The following is an 18,130-nucleotide window of genomic DNA, read 5'->3' as shown; positions in this document are numbered from 1 at the left end:
AGAAATGGCCGTAAGCCGCTTATCGGCGAATTTACGCAGAAAAGATAATCATCGGGGGGTTTGAAGTGATGCGGAAAATCATGCGGTGGGTACGGACTGTGGTGCGCAAAGTCCGGGCGGACACCGGAATGACGACGTCGGAGTACGCGGTCGGAACGATTGCGGCCTGTGCGTTCGCGGCGGTGCTCTACAAGGCGGTCACCAGTGCGCCGGTGATGGCGCGGCTGCAATCGCTGATCGAGGAGGCCCTCGATGCCAAGTTCTGAGGGCGGAGCCGGGGCGGTGACGGGCTCCGGGGCATGGAGACGGGCCCGGTGGGAGCGGTGCCCGCGGGACGGGGCCGGGCCGGCCGGGCGGTGGGATGAGCAGGGGGCGGTGACGGCGGAGGCGGCCATGGCGATCCCGGCGATGGTGATCTTCGCCCTCGCCCTTCTGTGGGCGTTGATGACGGCCTCGGCTCAGATCCGGTGTGTCGACGCGGCCAGGGCCGGCGCCAGGGCGGCAGCCCGTTCCGAACCGGAGGCGCAGGTGAGGGAGGCCGCACTTTCTGCGGCACCCGAACGGGCCCGGATCGAGGTGGAGCGGGCGGGGAACCTGTGGCGGGTCACCGTGGCAGCACCGGCACCGGGCCCTGGGCCGCTGGCCGTGACGCTGAGCTCGGAGGCCGTAGCGGCCGCCGAGGACGTGGTGGGGGCTGGGGGTGGCGTGGCGGCTGCGGGCGGGACGGAGGCCGAGGGCGTGGTGGGGTCTGGGCGCGGCGCGGCGGCTGAGGACCTGGCGGAGGTGGCGCCATGACGGGGCAGGGTCCTCGAAGGCCGGGCCTGAGGTGGCGGCGGGTGCGCGGGAAACGGCGGGATCAGGGGGTGGCGACCGTGTGGGTGGCGGTGACCACGGCGACGTTGTGCGTGGTGTTCGGGGCTGTCCTGGCTCTCGGGCAGGTGGTGGTCGCACGGCACCGGGCCGGCGGCGCGGCCGACCTGGCCGCGCTGGCCGCGGCCGACCGGGCGCTGGAGGGACCGGCTGCCGCCTGCCGGTCGGCGCGGGAGGTGGCAGGGGCGCAGGGGGCGGAAGTGGTGCGCTGCACCGTCCAGGGGGAGGTTGCCGATGTGACGGCCCGGGTGCGCCGCGGGCTGTACGCACCCGAGGTCAGGTCCCGGGCCGGCCCGCCGTCCGCGGCGCCCGCCGGGCCGCTCGGCGCTCCCGGGAGCCCGGACGCTCCGGAGACCGTGGTGGTCCCTCCGGAGCGCCGGCTGCCGACCGGCGGCCGGACTACTGCGACGGGCCCCGTTCGTCCGCGCGACCCGGCTCCGCCGCAGCGTCCGGCTCCTCCCCAGGGCGTGCCTGGACCGGCCCGCGCACGCCTGGAGCTTCCGCTGAGTCCGCCTCGTCCAGCCCCGCCTCGTCCAGCCCTGCCTCGTCCAGCCCTGCCTCGTCCAGCCCCGCCTCATTCAGCCCCGGCGGGGCGGATCGGAGGAGTTCCGTGAGCAGGCGGACGGCGCCTCGTTTGTGCAGGGGCTCGTTGCCATTGCCGCACTTGGGGGACTGGATGCACGACGGGCAGCCGGCCGCGCACTCACAGGACGCGATCGCCTGGCGTGTGGCGGTCAGCCAGGCGCGGGCGGTGTGGAAGGCGCGTTCGGCGAAGCCGGCGCCGCCGGGGTGGCCGTCGTACACGAAGACGGTCGGCAGCAGAGTGTCCGGATGCAGCGGTACGGACACCCCGCCGATGTCCCAGCGGTCGCACGTGGCGAAGAGCGGCAGCATGCCGATCGAGGCGTGCTCGGCGGCGTGCAACGCGCCGCCCAGGATCTCCGGGTTGATCCGTGCCGCGTCGAGCTGGTCCTCGGTGACCGTCCACCACACGGCACGGGTGCGCAGGGTGCGGGGAGGGAGGTCCAGTTTGGTCTCGCCGAGCACTTCGCCGGTGATCAGTCTGCGACGGAGGAAGGAGACGACCTGATTGGTCACCTCCACCGATCCGTAGCAGAGCCGCCCGTCCCCCCAGGGGATCTCCGTATCGGTGTCCAGGACGGCGATGGCCGTGGTGTCGCGTGCGGTCGTCGAGTACGGCGGACCGGCTTCCTCGACGAGGGCGACCGAGTCCTCCAGGTCCAGTTTCCGGACCAGATAGGTGCGGCCCTGGTGGAGGTGGACGGCGCCCTCGTGGACGGCGGTGTGTGCGGCGGACTCGTCGACGGTGCCCAGCAGCCTGCCGGTGCCCTCCTCGACGATCTGGACCGGGCGACCGCCCTCGCCCCGGATGTCGGTGAGGTCGGCGGCCCGCTCACGCCGGGTCCAGTGCCAGCCCGACGTCCGTCTGCGGAGCAGTTTCGCGGCTTCCAGCTGCGGCAGCAGCTCGGCCACGGCGGGGCCGAAGAGGGAAAGGTCGGATTCGGTGAGCGGCAGTTCCGCGGCTGCGGCGCACAGGTGGGGAGCCAGGACATACGGGTTGTCCGGGTCGAGGACGGTCGACTCCACGGGCTGCTTGAACAGCGCTTCGGGATGGTGGACGAGGAAGGTGTCCAGCGGGTCGTCGCGGGCCACCAGGATGGCGAGGGCGCCCTGCCCGGCCCGTCCGGCGCGGCCGGCCTGCTGCCACAGCGAAGCTCTGGTGCCGGGGTAGCCCGCGATGACGACGGCGTCCAGGCCGGAGACGTCGATGCCGAGTTCGAGGGCGGTCGTGGCGGCCAGGCCGAGGAGGCTGCCGGAGTGCAGTGCGCGCTCCAGGGCCCGGCGTTCCTCGGGGAGGTAGCCCCCGCGGTAGGCGGCGACCCGGGAGGGCAGGGAGCGGTCGATCTCGGCGAGGCGTTCCTTGGCGATGACGGAGATGAGCTCGGCGCCACGCCGTGAGCGTACGAACGCGACGGAGCGTACGCCCTGCACGGTCAGGTCGGTGAGCAGATCGGCGGTCTCGGCCGTGGCGGTACGGCGCACGGGCGCGCCCTTCTCGCCGGACAGCTCGGTCAGGGGCGGCTCCCACAGGGCGAAGACCAGTTCGCCGCGCGGGGAGGCGTCGTCGGCGACCTCGGTGACCGGGAGGCCGGTGAGACGGCCTGCCGCGACCGAGGGCTCGGCCGCGGTGGCGGAGGCGAGGAGGAAGACCGGATCCGCGCCGTAGCGGGCGCACAGCCGACGGAGACGGCGCACCACCTGGGCGACATGCGAGCCGAAGACGCCCCGGTAGGTGTGGCACTCGTCGATGACGACGTAGCGCAGGGCGCGCAGGAAGGAGGCCCAGCGGGGGTGGGACGGAAGTATCCCGCGGTGCAGCATGTCGGGATTGGTGAGGACGTAATTGGCGTACTGGCGCACCCATTCGCGTTCTTCGACGGGTGTGTCGCCGTCGTAGACGGCGGGCCGGATCCCGGGACCCAGCGGAGCCGCCAGCGCCTTCACCGACCGTCGCTGATCGGCCGCCAGGGCCTTGGTGGGCGAGAGATAGAGGGCGGTCGCCCCGCGGCCGTTGGGGGCCTCGGAGCCGTCCAGGAGGGCGCTGAGGACCGGAGCGAGGTAGGCCAGCGACTTGCCGGAGGCCGTGCCGGTGGCGATCACCACCGACACGCCGTCCAGCGCGTGCTCCGCCGCGGTCGCCTGATGGGTCCAGGGGTGGTCGATACCGGCCTTCTGGATGGCCGCGATCACTTCCGGACGGATGCGATCGGGCCAGATGGCATGGGTTCCCGCACGCGGGGGCAAGTGCTCCGTATGAGTGATGCGCGCGGACCGGCCCGCCCCTGCGGCGAGCCGGTCGAGGACCACGTCGGGAGAGGGGCGGTAGCCCTCGCTTTCGGGCGGTCGACTGGGGCGGTGATTCTTGGCCATCGGCACCGAGTGTGTCACTGGCAAGGCGGACAATGGTCCCAAGGCGTCGTGCATGGCTGCCTGTAAGTGATTGAATGCCATCGCGGCTGGCGATCCGTCCCCTGGCTCCGCCGGGGAGACCGAGGGGCGACCGCTCGATAGCAAGGTGCTGGAGGATCCGTGGACCTGTCCTTGTCGACTCGCAATGTGTCCGGCCCTGGTGGCGACCGTACGGTCGTCGAGGTCGGTGGCGAGATTGATGTGTATACCGCGCCCAAGCTGCGCGAGCAGTTGGTCGAGTTGGTGAATGACGGCAGCTACCACTTGGTTGTCGACATGGAAGGCGTCGACTTCCTCGACTCCACCGGCCTCGGCGTGCTCGTGGGCGGCTTGAAGCGTGTGCGGGCCCATGAGGGCTCGTTGCGCCTGGTGTGCAACCAGGAGCGCATTCTCAAGATTTTCCGGATCACCGGTCTGACCAAGGTGTTCCCGATCCACACCACGGTCGACGAGGCCGTGGCGGCAACCGACTGACGTCCCGTCCGCGCGCGGTCGGACCGGCTCCGAGCCGGTCCGGCGGCGGCCGGTGCGGCAGCGGTGCCGCACCGGGGCCGGGGTGAATGGTGGCCGCCGACCCGCGGCCGGTGATCCCGGCGACGGGTGTCGGACACCCTTCCGTCACCCGTTCGGCGGTCTGCCGCTGATATTTCTTCTGCCGGTCGGCAGTTGACCGACAGCCGGTCGGCGGCCGGCCGATCAGCGGCATGCGCAGACAGAGCTCAGGAGCACCGCGCCGCGCGCCCGGTTCCATGAGTGCATTTACGTACGTTCGAGGGGGATCGCATGGCCACCGTTGAACTCCGCTTCAGCGCCCAGCCCGAACACGTCAGGACGGCTCGCCTGGTGGCGGCCGCCGTGGCGCGCCGGGCCGGAGTCGACGAAGCCGTGCTCGACGAGGTCCGGCTCGCCGTCGGAGAGGCCTGCAGCCGAGCGGTCGGGCTGCACCGCAGCCACGGCATCACGGCGCCTGTCACGGTCGTCCTGATCGAGGACGAGAAGTCCTTCTCCATCGAGGTGGGTGACGAGGTGCCCGGCCCGGGTGCCGACGGGTCCGTGCCCGGCGGTGTTTCGGGACGCCGCGACCCCGCGCCAGGCGTGGGACCGGACGAACCGGAACCGGAGGGCGACGGTGAGGACGAGATGGGCCTCGCGGTCATCAGCGGTCTGGTCGACGACGTGGAGGTCAGGTCCGGCGCTGAAGGCGGAGTGATCCGTATGAGCTGGCCGAAGACGCCCGTCACCGTCCTTCCCTGAGGCGGCTCGGGTTCCGGGGCGGTTCAGCCACCCCGACGGCGTAGTCGGCCACCCGTGATCGAGATTTCCGAGGCCCTGCTGAGCAGGGCCTTTTTCGTTTCTTCCCGATCGGTGATCTTCCGCAATGCGTCTGTCCCATTACTGCATTCGGTCCAGGCGGAGAACTCGATCAATTGCCGTTCGGTGGACGAAGGGCAATTACATTTACCGCGCACTGTTTTGATCGTGTTCCGCTCCCTACAATCCGTCCACGTCTTGAGCGCTGAGCGTCAAGGAGGACGTATGGCGGGGTCCGGCATCACACCACTGGCAGAACCGACGCACTTTTCCGCACTTTCCGACCCACCCACCACTCTCGCGGCCGCGGTACTCACCGATGACAACCGCGTCATCGTGATCGTCGTCGCGGTCGTCGCAGTGGCCGCACTGATCGTCGCCCAGCTGCTGGTACGCCAGGTGCTGGCGGCGGGCGAGGGCACCGAGCGCATGAAGGAGATCGCGGCGGCGGTCCAGGAGGGCGCGAATGCCTATCTGGCCCGGCAGCTGCGCACGGTCGGTGTATTCGCCGTCGTCGTCTTCTTCCTCCTGCTGCTGCTTCCGGCCGACAACTGGTCCCAGCGCTCCGGCCGCTCCGTGTTCTTCCTGGTGGGCGCGCTTTTCTCGGCAGCCACTGGATACATCGGCATGCGGCTGGCCGTACGGAGCAATGTGCGGGTGGCGGCCGCCGCGCGCGAGGCGACTCCCGCGGAAGGCGAACCGGAAAAGGATCTCACCGCCGTTTCACACAAAGCGATGAAGATCGCTTTCCGTACGGGCGGCGTGGTCGGCATGATCACCGTGGGGCTGGGGCTCCTGGGCGCCTCCTGCGTGGTGCTCGTCTATGCCGCCGACGCGCCGAAGGTGCTGGAGGGCTTCGGGCTCGGCGCCGCGCTGATCGCGATGTTCATGAGGGTCGGCGGGGGCATCTTCACGAAAGCCGCCGATGTCGGTGCCGACCTCGTCGGGAAGGTGGAACAGGGGATCCCGGAGGACGATCCCCGCAACGCCGCCACCATCGCCGACAACGTGGGCGACAACGTCGGGGACTGCGCGGGCATGGCGGCCGATCTCTTCGAGTCGTACGCCGTCACGCTGGTCGCCGCGCTCATTCTCGGCAAGGCAGCCTTCGGTGACTCGGGCCTGGCCTTTCCCCTGATCGTGCCGGCGATCGGTGTGATCACCGCGATGATCGGGATCTTCGCAGTCGCCCCGCGCCGCGCCGACCGCAGCGGGATGACCGCCATCAACCGCGGATTCTTCATCTCCGCCGTCATCTCGCTCGTGCTGGTGGCCGTCGCGGTCTTCGTCTACCTGCCGTCCTCGTACGCCGAACTGGACGGAGTCACCGATGCGGCCATCACCTCGCACGGCGGCGACCCGCGGGTCTTCGCGCTGGTCGCCGTCGCCATCGGCATCGTGCTGGCAGCCCTGATCCAGCAGCTGACCGGCTATTTCACCGAGACCAGCCGGCGCCCCGTCAGGGACATCGGCAAGTCCTCACTGACCGGACCGGCGACCGTCGTGCTCGCCGGAATCTCCCTCGGCCTGGAATCCGCCGTCTACACCGCGCTGCTGATCGGGCTCGGCGTCTACGGGGCGTTCCTGCTCGGCGGTACGTCGATCATGCTGGCGCTCTTCGCGGTGGCGCTGGCCGGTACGGGGCTGCTCACCACTGTCGGCGTGATCGTCGCCATGGACACCTTCGGCCCCGTCTCCGACAACGCGCAGGGCATCGCCGAGATGTCCGGTGACGTCACCGGCGCCGGTGCGCAGGTCCTCACCGACCTGGACGCCGTGGGCAACACCACCAAGGCCATCACCAAGGGCATCGCCATCGCCACGGCCGTCCTTGCGGCAGCGGCGCTGTTCGGGTCCTACCGTGACGCGATCGCCACGGCGGTCGACGACGTCGGCGCCTCGGCCGGGGAGATGGGGCTGAGTCTGGACATCTCCCAGCCCAACAACCTGGTTGGACTGATCCTCGGCGCCGCGGTGGTCTTCCTCTTCTCGGGCCTGGCCATCAACGCGGTGTCCCGGTCCGCGGGCGCCGTGGTCTACGAGGTGCGGCGGCAGTTCCGCGAGCACCCCGGGATCATGGACTACACGGAGAAACCGGAGTACGGGCGCGTCGTCGACATCTGCACCAAGGACGCGCTGCGCGAGCTGGCCACCCCCGGTCTGCTGGCTGTGCTGGCGCCGATCGCGGTCGGCTTCACCTTCGGTGTCGGCGCGCTCGGCGCGTATCTGGCGGGTGCGATCGGCACGGGGACGCTGATGGCCGTCTTCCTCGCGAACTCCGGCGGGGCGTGGGACAACGCCAAGAAGCTCGTCGAGGACGGCCATCACGGCGGCAAGGGCAGCGACGCCCATGCCGCGACCGTCATCGGTGACACGGTCGGCGATCCGTTCAAGGACACGGCCGGGCCGGCGATCAACCCGCTGCTCAAGGTGATGAACCTGGTGGCGCTGCTCATCGCACCCGCGGTGGTGCAGTTCAGCTACGGGGAGGACGCGAGCGCGGGGGTGCGTGCGGTGGTGGCGGTCCTTGCCGTCGCGGTCATCGTCGGCGCGGTCTACGTATCGAAGCGGAGGGGGATCGCCATGGGCGATGAGGGCGGCCCGGACGGCGGGGGCGGGGAGGGTACGGCCAGGCCGGCCGACCCGGCAGCCGCTCAGTGAGGCCGCATCCGCACACGTCGTAGGCGCCGTCACACGACGCCTCGTCAGGGGACGGGCGGCCACGGCATTCTGATGCCGGGTCCGCCCGTTCGGATGTCCGCACGAGTGATAACTCGTTCAGGCGTTCCCGTGCTCGGCGGCCGTGCGGGTGAGTGGTATCTCCCTCATTTCCCTTGGTGCAAATGGCTGCAAAAGGGCATCCACCGGACGCCCGACACCCGGATGGAGGGTGCTCGGCGTGTAAGTTCCGGGGCCGAGAGCCTTGGAAGGGACCAATCCGGTGAACAAGAAGCTTGCGGCCGCGCTGTCCGGCGGTGCGGTACTGGTACTTACGCTGTCGGGCTGCAGCGACGACAGCGACGACAAGGTGAACGACTGGGCCAAGAAGGTCTGTGACCAGGTCCAGCCACAGCTGCAGAAGATCGCGAACGCCAACGCCTCGATCCAGCAGCAGACGGCCGACAACAGCAAGCCCGCCGACGTCCAGGAGACCGACTCGGCCGCCTTCCAGCAGATCTCGCAGGCCTACAAGGCGCTGGGCACGGCTGTCGACTCGGCGGGTCCGCCGCCGGTCGACGACGGCGAGACGACGCAGAAGGAGGCGGTGAAGGAACTCAACGCCTCCTCCGTGGCCTATGCGAATCTGCAGAAGAAGGTCGACGACCTGAACACCAAGGACCAGGCGAAGTTCGCCGACGGTCTCAAGGGCATCGCCGACGAGCTGAACAAGATCAGCACCAATGGCGACCAGGCGCTGAAGAAGCTCCAGTCCGGCGAGGTCGGCGCCGCGATGGCCAAGCAGAAGGGCTGCCAGAAGCCGACGGCCTCGGCATCGCCCTCGGCCGCCGCGTCGAAGGAGGCGACGCCCTCGAAGGAGGCGTCCGCCTCGCCCAGCAAGAAGTCCTGACAGGAAGTCCTGACAGGAAGTCGTCACAAGAAGTCGCAGCAGGAAGTCGCAGCGGCCCGGCGACCGGCCCGGCAGCCCCGAAGGGCCGCCGGGCCGCTGCCGTTGTCAGTGGGAGCCGTCACAATGGGGCATGTGAGTAAGACCAGCCTTCCCGCAGCAGACCACGCGACCCGGCTCCGCGAAGCCCTGCTCGCCGCCGCCTTCACCGCCGACGGTCTCCTCGACCTGCTCGGCGCACCTGCATACGCCGCGCTCGCCCGCAGCGAGACGGTTCCGGCGCTGCGGGCCACGCGGGGTGACGGACCGCTCGACACGCTCGTGCGCCTCTTCCTCCTTCAGCGCCCCGTCCCCGCCGGCCGGGCAGCCGCCGTGCTGCCGCTGGAGGAGTGCGTGGCGGACGGCTGGCTGACGGAGACGGACGGCGAGGTGCGGGCGACCGTCGACGTCCGGCCGTACAGCGGGCCGGAGGACCAGGACTGGTTCATCGTCTCCGACCTGGGCTGCGCGGTGGGCGGTGCGGGCGGGATCGGTTCGCACGAGGAGGGCGTCGTCCTCGGCATCGGCGGGGCCTCCACCACCCTCGCCGGGATCACGGTCCGCCGCCCCGTCGCCTCCGCCCTGGACGTCGGTACGGGCTCCGGCATCCAGGCGCTGCACGCCTCGCAGCACGCCACCCGGGTCACCGCCACCGACCTCAACCCACGCGCCCTCGATTTCACCCGGCTCACCCTCGCCCTGTCGGGCGCCGCCCCGGCCGACCTGCGCGAGGGCTCCCTCTACGAGCCCGTCGGCACCGATACGTACGACCTCATCGTCTCCAACCCGCCGTTCGTCATCTCGCCCGGCGCCCGCCTCACCTACCGCGACGGGGGCATGGCGGGCGACGACCTGTGCCGAACCCTGGTGCAGCAGACCGGCGACCACCTCAACGAGGGCGGTTACGCGCACTTCCTGGCCAACTGGCAGCACACGGAGGGCGAGGAGTGGCAGGACAGGCTGCGGGGCTGGGTGCCGTACGGCTGCGACGCCTGGATCGTGCAGCGTGAGGTGCAGGACGTCACGCAGTACGCGGAGCTGTGGCTGCGCGACAGCGGTGACCACCGCACGGACCCCGCCGAGTACGCCGCGCGGTACGACGCCTGGCTCGACGAATTCGACGCCCACGGGACGAAGGGGGTCGGCTTCGGCTGGATCACTCTGCGCAAGTCCGCCGCGGCCGCCGCCGGAGAGCCCTCGATCGTGATCGAGGAGTGGCCGCATGCGGTGGAGCAGCCGCTCGGACCGGCCGTCGAGGCTCACTTCGCGCGCCAGGACTACCTGCGGGAGCAGGATGACGCGGGGCTGCTGGCCGCGCACTTCACGCTGGCCGCCGAGGTCGTGCAGGAGCAGGTGGGGCTGCCCGGTGCCGAGGACCCGGAGCACGTGGTGCTGCGTCAGAACCGCGGTATGCGGCGCGCGACAAAGGTCGACGCGGTCGGTGCCGGATTCGCGGGCGTGTGCGACGGCTCGCTGCCCGCCGGCCGGATCCTGGACGCGATCGCCCAGTTGATGAACGAGGACCCGGTGTTGCTGCGTGACCGCACCCCGCAGGCCATCCGGCTGCTTGTCGAGGAGGGCTTCCTGGAGCCGCTGCCCCCGGGCGGGCCGGTGGCCGGATGATCCGTATCGAGCTGGACGAGGCGTCGCTCGGCGCGACGCGGATCGCCATCAGCCCGCTGTGGGACGCTTTCTGCAGCCTGCACCTGGCCATGCCGCACCGCACCCCCTCCCGGCCGTACGAGGCGTGGGTGGTGCGCGCCCGCGAGGTGCTGCGGGAGGACGACCGGACGCATGCGCTGAGGCTGCTGATCGACGGGCCGAACACCTTCCCGGACTTCCTGCTGCCACGCCCGGTCGGAGCGACGTTGGTTGAGGCCGAGCTGGACACCGTCCGGGCGACGCCGGCCGATGTCGTACGGGCAGGGGTCGCCGAGCACTATCCGGGGCTCGAGGACCACCCCCGCGTCCGCCCGTACCTGGCGGACCCCGAGGCGGCCTGCGCAGATCTGGCCGATGCGTACGCGGCGTACTGGGAAGGCGCGATGGCGGCGCACTGGCCCACGATGCGACGGCTCGTCGAGGACGAGGTCCTGATCAGAGCCCGTACCTTCGCCACCGAGGGCATCGACGCGCTGTTCACCGGTCTGGAGGGCCGCGCCAAGTGGACACCACCCGTCCTTGAGCTGACGAAGCACATCGACGCCGATTACCGGGCGGGCGAGCGGAGGCTGCTGCTCGTCCCGCTGGTCTTCGCCGAGGGCTGCCGGCTCTACTCCACCGACGACCCCGAGGTCCTGACCGTCTCCTTCCAGGCACGGGGCGCCGGTGCACTGCGCGAACGGGCTGCGGAGCGACCCGAGAGCGGCGACCGGCTCGGGCTGCTGCTGGGCCGGGGCCGCGCCTCGGTCCTGCGACAGCTGGGCGGACCGCTCACCACCGCCGGGATAGCCGACCGGCTGGGGCTCGCGCCGAGCACGGTCTCCGAGCACCTGTCGGTTCTCGCCGAGGCGGACGTGGTCAGCCGGCACCGGATCGGACGCAGCGTCTACTACCAGCTCACGGATACCGGCAGGGCCCTGCTCGCGCTGCTTTCCGGTGAGGACGTTCTGCGCGCGGTGTCCTGAGGGGGACGAGGAGTGCGGGGGACGATTCGGCTGCCCCCGAATTGATGGCGGGTGCGGCATAGCCCGGCCTAGCGTCCCCGCCATGCTTGCGATCGAGGCGAAGAACCTGCGCCGCACCTACACCAGCCGGACCGGCTTCCTGCGTCCGCGCCGTACCGAGACCGAAGCCGTGCGCGGGATCACCTTCGAGGTGGCGCGCGGCGAGCTCTTCGGGCTACTCGGCCCCAACGGCGCCGGCAAGACCACCACCATCAAGATGCTCAACACCCTGCTGCTGCCCACCTCCGGCACCGCCCGGGTCCTGGGCCACGACGTGGCGTCCGACCCCGTCGCCGTACGCCGCAGGATCGGCTACGTCTTCGGCGGCGACCGGGGCCTGTACGACCGGCTCTCCGCCCTCGACAATCTGCGCTACTTCGCCGAGCTGTACGCCGTCGAACCTCGCGAGCAGAAGCGGCGGATCGCCGAACTGCTCGACCTGGTGGGCCTCACCGGACGGGAGAAGGAGCGCGTCGAGGGGTATTCGCGCGGGATGCGGCAGCGGCTGCACATCGCGCGCGGACTGCTGCACCGGCCCGACGTGCTGTTCCTCGACGAACCGTCCATCGGCGTGGACCCGGTGGCGGCGCGCGATCTTCGGCGCACCGTCGCGGATCTGCGGTCAGGCGGGACCACCGTACTGCTGACCACCCATTACATGGCGGAGGCGGATGAGCTCTGCGACCGGATCGCGGTCATCGCCGGCGGCACGATCCGGGCACTGGGCACGCCGGACCGGCTCAAGTCCAGGGTGCAGGAGCGCGGCATCCTGGAGATCGAGGCGTACGGGGCGGGTGAGGAACAACTCGCCCGCATCCGGGCCCTGGCCGGTGTGCACGGGGTGGCCGCCGAGGACCGGGGCAGCCGGCAGGCAGTCATCGTGCAGACGGAACCCGGCGCGGAGCTGCACGGACAGGTACTGGCGGCGCTCGACGGAGTGCGGGTCGGACGGGTCGTCACACGTGAACCCACGCTGGAGGACGCCTACATCGCGATCGTCGAGGAGGCCGAAACGGGCACTCGGGTGGTGGACGCGGTCGTCGCACCGGCGGCCCGGTCCGTTCCCGTCGCCGGTCCCGTTGAGGCCGCCGGCCCCGTTCAGCCTGCCGAGACGGTCCGGTCCTCCGGCGAGGCCGCGGCGTGACCGCCGCCCGGGCCCTGCGCCTGATCGTCGTCGGCGTGCGTACCCACGTCTCGTACATGAGCCGTTCACCGCTCGAAATCACCTTCGCCGTCCTCGTACCCCTCGTCTACGCGACCCTCGCCGTCTATCTCTTCCGCGCCGCCGACGACCCCGGCGGGCTGCTCACGGCGGCCGTCGGCGCGGGGCTGATGGGCATCTGGTCCTCGGTGCTCTTCGGATCGGGCGGAGCCGTACAGAACCAGCGCTGGCTCGGCACGCTCGAGACGCTGGTCGCCTCGCCCGCGCCGCTCTGGCTCGTGCTGCTGCCGATCACCCTGGCCACCGCGGTGATCGGCACATACGCCATGGGGACGACGGTGATCTGGGGCGCCGTGCTCTTCGACGTGCCGCTCGACTTCGCGCACCCGCTGCTCTTCCTGGTCGCCGTCCCGGTGTGTGTCCTGTCGCTCGGGATGATGGGGCTGCTGCTCGCCGCCACGTTCGTGTTGCTGCGCAACGCCAACGCACTCGCCAACCCGCTCGATGCGCCGGTGTGGCTGCTGTCCGGCATGCTCGTGCCCGTCACCGTGCTGCCGGACTGGACACGGCCGGTTTCCTGGGCGCTGCCCACCACCTGGGGCTCGCGGGCGGTGCACGCGGCGACCTCGGGCGGGGCGCAGGCCGCCGACGTGCTGGTTCCGATGGCCGTGGCCCTCGCCCTCGGCGCGCTGTACGCGGTGGTCGCAGTCCTGGTCCTGGGGCGGGTCGAACAGCGTGCGCGAGCCGCAGCCACCCTCTCTCTCGCCTGAAGGCCCCCATCCGGAGCCTGCACGGCCGAAGCTTCCCGCGCCCGACATCAGGAGTTGCCCCATGTCTGCCCACACACCGGACGCCGCCTTCACGTCCGGCCCCTACCGCAGAGCCGTTTCCGCGTGGCGGCTCGTCGTCATCGGTGGCGGTCTGTCCTACCGAGCCCTCTTCAACTGGACGACACCGCCCATGTTCATCGGCACCCTGCTGGTCGGGCCGTTGCTGCAACTCCTGTTCTTCGTCTTCCTGGGACGAGAGCTCCACGTCGCGGACGACCGGTTCTATCTGCTCGGCAACGCCGTCATCTCCGCTTCGACGGCCTGCGTGTACGGCGGCACGATGGCCATCGCCAACGAACGCCGTTACGGGACGCTCGGTGCCGTGCTGCTGAGTCCCCGGAACCGGGGTCCGCTCTGGTTCGGCCGCGCTCTGCCGTATGTACTGAACGGCCTTGTCATCAGCGTCTTCACGCTTGCGGCGGCCTGCCTGCTGCTCGGCCTGCGGATTCCGGTTGGGGCCTTGCCCGGGCTGGCCGCGGTCCTGCTCGCCGCCGCGGCGGGATGCTCCGCCTTCGGGCTGGCACTGGGGGCACTGGGGCTGCGGTTCCGCGACGTCTTCCTCATCTCGAACGTGGCCGGTTCGGGACTTCTGCTTCTGACCGGGGCGAATGTGCCGAGGGCGAACCTTCCGGAGTGGATGCGGGCCGTCGGGGACGTCCTGCCGATGACCCACGCGGCCGACGCGGCGCGCGAGTTGTCCGCGGGTGGCGGTCTCGACGGCAGGGCCATAGCCGCGGAACTCGTGACGGGGGCGGGGTACGCCGTGCTCGCCGTCGTGCTGCTGACGGTGTTCGAACGGGGCAGCAGGCGGCGCGCCACGCTCGACGTGATGTGAATTGAGCCATGGCCGCCGCCGCGCGTGTTCGCGCCGAGGTGGTCACGCGCGGCTCGGCTGTTCACCCGGAGTTCGCGTCGGCGACGTGCCGCGGTGGGAGCCTCCCGGAACGGGCGGGCGGCACCGTACGGGCAGACCGTGCCGGGCCGGGCTGCGGGACGGGGAGGCGTACGGGTATGGAGAGCGGACCTGCTGTCTTCGCCGGAACGGCGTTCGCGCTGTTCGGCGCGGCACTGCTGCTGTGGACGGGGGCGCGCGTCCTGCACCGTGCGCCGGTGGCGCACGGCGTGAGCCCCGTCGTCTCCAGCATCCTCGCCGCTGTGTTCGGCGTACTTTTTCTCGTCCTCGGGGTGTGGTGCCTCACGCACGTCTGAACCCGCCGCCTCCGGCCCCGCCCGGACCCCGGCAGCCCGCGCCGCCCGGAACACGCCCGGGCTGCCCGCCCCTCGCCCCCCGTACCCGCGGGGCGGCCGCAGCCCTCCGAAACCCGCAGGCAGCGGCCGTGCACACGGCGGACCGAGCGGGCCGGGCGGCAGGAATGGCGGAAGTCGGGTTACCGTTCGAGTGGCCGTTGCGGGCTTTTGCCGTTTGACACGGGGGCGGGTTGTACCGTCACACTCCGCAGCGACAGCACTGTCGGCAGCGCCATCGCGCTGCCCTGATGCCCACCGAGCGTCGACCGGAGAGAAGAGCGAAGTTGTCCCCGACCAGCGAGACCGCACAGGGCGGCCGCCGACTCGTCATCGTCGAGTCGCCTGCCAAGGCGAAGACGATCAAGGGCTATCTCGGCCCCGGATACGTCGTCGAGGCGAGCGTCGGGCACATCCGCGACCTGCCGAACGGCGCGGCCGAAGTCCCGGACGAGTACACCGGCGAGGTACGCCGTCTCGGCGTCGACGTGGAGAACGACTTCCAGCCGATCTATGTCGTCAACGCCGACAAGAAGGCCCAGGTCAGGAAGCTCAAGCAGCTCCTGGCCGAGTCCGACGAACTCTTCCTCGCCACCGATGAGGACCGCGAGGGCGAAGCCATCGCGTGGCACCTGCAGGAAGTGCTGAGGCCCAAGGTCCCGGTGCACCGGATGGTCTTCCACGAGATCACCAAGGATGCGATCCGGGCCGCTGTCGCCAACCCGCGCGAGCTCAACCAGCGCATGGTCGACGCCCAGGAGACCCGCCGTATCCTCGACCGCCTCTACGGCTACGAGGTCTCGCCGGTCCTGTGGAAGAAGGTCATGCCGCGGCTGTCGGCGGGCCGTGTCCAGTCCGTCGCCACCCGCCTCGTCGTCGAGCGGGAGCGCGAGCGCATCGCCTTCCGTTCCGCCGAGTACTGGGACCTGACCGGCACCTTCGCCACCGGCCGCTCCGGTGATGCTTCCGATCCCTCGACGCTCACCGCCCGCCTCAGCGCGGTCGACGGGCGCCGTATCGCCCAGGGCCGTGACTTCGGTTCTGACGGGCAGCTGAAGCAGGGGTCCGCCCAGACCCTGCACCTGGACGAGGCGAACGCCCGCGCGCTGGCCGCCGCGCTCGCCGACTCCACGTTCGCCGTGCGGTCCGTCGAGTCGAAGCCGTACCGCCGCTCCCCGTACGCACCCTTCCGTACGACGACCCTCCAGCAGGAGGCGAGCCGGAAGCTGGGCTTCGGGGCGAAGGCCACCATGCAGGTCGCGCAGAAGCTGTACGAGAACGGCTTCATCACCTACATGCGTACCGACTCCACGACCCTTTCGGACACCGCGATCTCCGCGGCCCGTGCCCAGGTCACGCAGTTGTACGGGGCCAATTACCTGCCCGACAAGCCCCGCACGTACGCCGCCAAGGTCAAGAACGCGCAGGAGGCGCACGAGGCGATCCGCCCCTCCGGCGACCGCTTCCGCACCCCTGCGGAGACCGGACTCACCGGCGACCAGTTCCGGCTCTACGAGCTGATCTGGAAGCGGACCGTCGCTTCCCAGATGAAGGACGCGGTCGGCAACTCCGTCACCGTCAAGATCGGCGGCCGGGCGAGCGACGGACGGGACGCCGAGTTCTCCGCGTCCGGCAAGACGATCACGTTCCACGGCTTCATGAAGGCGTACGTCGAAGGCGCCGACGACCCGAACGCCGAGCTCGACGACCGCGAGCGCCGGCTGCCGCAGGTCGCCGAGGGCGACGCGCTGACCGCCGACGAGGTCACGGTCGACGGGCACGCGACCAAGCCGCCGGCCCGCTACACCGAGGCCTCGCTGGTCAAGGAGATGGAAGAGCGCGAGATCGGCCGCCCGTCGACGTACGCGTCGATCATCGGGACGATCCTGGACCGCGGCTACGTGTTCAAGAAGGGCACGGCGCTTGTCCCGTCGTTCCTCTCGTTTGCCGTGGTCAACCTGCTGGAGAAGCACTTCGGCCGGCTCGTGGACTACGACTTCACGGCGCGCATGGAGGACGACCTCGACCGCATCGCACGCGGTGAGGCCCAGTCGGTGCCGTGGCTGAAGCGCTTCTACTTCGGTGCTCAGGAGGGTGACGACGCGGCCGGTGCCGGGAAGGCCTCCGACGCGGGCAACGGCGACGGCGACCACCTCGGCGGGCTCAAGGAGCTCGTCACCGACCTCGGTGCCATCGACGCCCGGGAGATCTCCTCCTTCCCCGTCGGCAACGACATCAAGCTGCGGGTCGGCCGGTACGGCCCGTACATCGAGCGCGGCGAGAAGGACTCCGAGGGCCACCAGCGCGCGGACGTCCCCGAGGACCTGGCGCCCGACGAGCTGTCCGTCGAGTACGCGGAGGAGCTGCTGGCCAAGCCGAGCGGCGACTTCGAGCTCGGTACGGACCCGGTGAGCGGGAACCAGATCATCGCCAGGGACGGGCGCTACGGTCCGTACGTCACCGAGGTGCTGCCCGAGGGCACCCCGAAGACCGGCAAGAACGCCGTGAAGCCGCGAACCGCCTCGCTCTTCAAGTCGATGTCGCTGGACACGGTGACGCTGGCCGACGCGCTGAAGCTCATGTCGCTGCCGCGCGTCGTCGGCGAGGACGCCGAAGGCGTCGAGATCACCGCGCAGAACGGCCGCTACGGCCCGTACCTGAAGAAGGGCACGGACTCGCGGTCGCTCACCTCGGAGGACCAGCTCTTCGACATCACGCTCGAAGAGGCTCTCGCGATCTACGCCCAGCCCAAGCAGCGCGGGCGGGCCGCCGCGAAGCCTCCGCTGAAGGAGCTGGGCACGGACCCGGTGAGCGGGGCTCCGGTCGTCGTCAAGGACGGGCGCTTCGGCGCGTACGTCACCGACGGCGAGACGAACGCGACGCTGCGGACCGACGACAGCGTCGAGGACATCACGCCGGAGCGCGGCTACGAGCTGCTCGCCGAGAAGCGCGCCAAGGGACCCGCCAAGAAGAAAACGGCGAAGAAGGCACCGGCCAAGAAGGCGACCGCGGCGAAGAAGACGGCGACGGCCGCGAAGAAGACGACGGCCGCCGCTGCCAAGAAGACGACTGCGGCGAAGAAGGCTCCGGCCAAGAAGACGACGGCGAAGAAGGCGGCTTCTTCTTCGGCGTCTGCGGAGGACTGAGCGCCGGGGCCTTGGGCTCTTGAACGCCGGAGGGGCTGGACGGGTGTCCAGCCCCTCCGGCGTTGCCGCGTTTCTGGCGGGGTGGGGTGGCTGTACGGGTGGGGTGTGGGCGCCTGCGGCGGGCCTTGTCCCCTGTCCGCCCCTTCCCGTAACCGGGGGCTCCGCCCCCGGACCCTCGCGCCTCAATCGCCGGTGGGGCTGGGGGGTGCGGGCTCCGCCCCCGGACCCCCGTGCCTCAATCGCCGGTGGGGCTGGAGACCGGCGAGGCTGGGTGGAGGAGGGGTCTGTGGTCGTATGTTCGGACG

The 18,130-nt window shown here is 70.7% G+C and carries 14 protein-coding genes and 1 pseudogene; 14 read left to right on the top strand and 1 reads right to left on the bottom strand.

The annotated features are described in order from the left end of the window. Positions 1-68 precede the first annotated feature (68 nt). The 3 genes and pseudogenes from ABTX18_RS11880 to ABTX18_RS11870 all read left to right on the top strand — a co-directional run. On the top strand, positions 69-266 hold the full coding sequence (locus tag ABTX18_RS11880; protein ID WP_352122587.1) for a DUF4244 domain-containing protein: 198 nt from the start codon (positions 69-71) through the stop codon (positions 264-266). Continuing rightward, a complete protein-coding gene (locus ABTX18_RS11875; RefSeq protein WP_503061130.1) occupies positions 253-795 on the top strand; it encodes a TadE family type IV pilus minor pilin in 543 nt (180 codons plus the stop codon). The genes ABTX18_RS11880 and ABTX18_RS11875 overlap by 14 nt, the downstream gene beginning before the upstream one ends. Further along, a pseudogene (locus ABTX18_RS11870) lies at positions 792-1,106 on the top strand (Rv3654c family TadE-like protein); the annotation flags it as partial. The gene ABTX18_RS11875 and the pseudogene ABTX18_RS11870, both read left to right, overlap by 4 nt. Positions 1,107-1,269: 163 nt before the next feature. Here the strand turns inward: ABTX18_RS11870 and ABTX18_RS11865 are convergent. Further along, a complete protein-coding gene (locus tag ABTX18_RS11865) occupies positions 1,270-3,903 on the bottom strand; it encodes a DEAD/DEAH box helicase (RefSeq protein WP_352122586.1) in 2,634 nt (877 codons plus the stop codon). A gap of 78 nt (positions 3,904-3,981) precedes the next feature. Between ABTX18_RS11865 and ABTX18_RS11860 the strand changes: the two genes are divergently transcribed. The 11 genes from ABTX18_RS11860 (at position 3,982) to topA (ending at position 17,825) form a co-directional block, all read left to right on the top strand. Next, positions 3,982-4,335 carry an STAS domain-containing protein gene (locus ABTX18_RS11860; protein WP_003967428.1) on the top strand — a complete coding sequence of 118 codons (354 nt, stop codon included), beginning with the start codon at positions 3,982-3,984 and terminating at the stop codon, positions 4,333-4,335. A gap of 309 nt (positions 4,336-4,644) precedes the next feature. Continuing rightward, on the top strand, positions 4,645-5,115 hold the full coding sequence (locus ABTX18_RS11855; RefSeq protein ID WP_352122585.1) for an ATP-binding protein: 471 nt from the start codon (positions 4,645-4,647) through the stop codon (positions 5,113-5,115). A 282-nt stretch (positions 5,116-5,397) separates the two neighbouring features. Next, positions 5,398-7,833 carry a sodium-translocating pyrophosphatase gene (locus tag ABTX18_RS11850; protein ID WP_352122584.1) on the top strand — a complete coding sequence of 812 codons (2,436 nt, stop codon included), beginning with the start codon at positions 5,398-5,400 and terminating at the stop codon, positions 7,831-7,833. A 280-nt stretch (positions 7,834-8,113) separates the two neighbouring features. Beyond that, positions 8,114-8,740, top strand: a complete 627-nt coding sequence (locus tag ABTX18_RS11845; protein ID WP_352122583.1) for a small secreted protein — start codon at positions 8,114-8,116, stop codon at positions 8,738-8,740. Between the two features lie 123 nt (positions 8,741-8,863). Continuing rightward, positions 8,864-10,399 (top strand): DUF7059 domain-containing protein, encoded by a 1,536-nt coding sequence (locus ABTX18_RS11840; protein WP_503061129.1) that lies wholly within the window; start codon positions 8,864-8,866, stop codon positions 10,397-10,399. Next, positions 10,396-11,403 carry a helix-turn-helix domain-containing protein gene (locus ABTX18_RS11835; RefSeq protein ID WP_352122581.1) on the top strand — a complete coding sequence of 336 codons (1,008 nt, stop codon included), beginning with the start codon at positions 10,396-10,398 and terminating at the stop codon, positions 11,401-11,403. The genes ABTX18_RS11840 and ABTX18_RS11835 overlap by 4 nt, the downstream gene beginning before the upstream one ends. A gap of 82 nt (positions 11,404-11,485) precedes the next feature. Next, complete coding sequence (locus ABTX18_RS11830) at positions 11,486-12,586, top strand: ABC transporter ATP-binding protein (RefSeq protein ID WP_352122580.1); 1,101 nt, start codon at positions 11,486-11,488, stop codon at positions 12,584-12,586. Continuing rightward, a complete protein-coding gene (locus tag ABTX18_RS11825; RefSeq protein WP_352122579.1) occupies positions 12,583-13,374 on the top strand; it encodes an ABC transporter permease in 792 nt (263 codons plus the stop codon). The genes ABTX18_RS11830 and ABTX18_RS11825 overlap by 4 nt, the downstream gene beginning before the upstream one ends. Before the next feature lie 61 nt (positions 13,375-13,435). Continuing rightward, a complete protein-coding gene (locus ABTX18_RS11820; RefSeq protein ID WP_352122578.1) occupies positions 13,436-14,269 on the top strand; it encodes an ABC transporter permease in 834 nt (277 codons plus the stop codon). A gap of 176 nt (positions 14,270-14,445) precedes the next feature. After that, complete coding sequence (locus ABTX18_RS11815) at positions 14,446-14,643, top strand: hypothetical protein (protein ID WP_352122577.1); 198 nt, start codon at positions 14,446-14,448, stop codon at positions 14,641-14,643. A gap of 323 nt (positions 14,644-14,966) precedes the next feature. Continuing rightward, positions 14,967-17,825, top strand: coding sequence for a type I DNA topoisomerase (topA, locus tag ABTX18_RS11810; RefSeq protein ID WP_352122576.1), 2,859 nt, complete (start codon positions 14,967-14,969; stop codon positions 17,823-17,825). The last annotated feature ends 305 nt before the right edge of the window (positions 17,826-18,130 follow it).

Source organism: Streptomyces sp. NPDC096323, from assembly GCF_040302845.1.
GTDB lineage: Bacteria > Actinomycetota > Actinomycetes > Streptomycetales > Streptomycetaceae > Streptomyces.
Note: the sequence above shows the minus strand (reverse complement) of the source record. Positions and strands in the feature narration are given on the sequence as shown.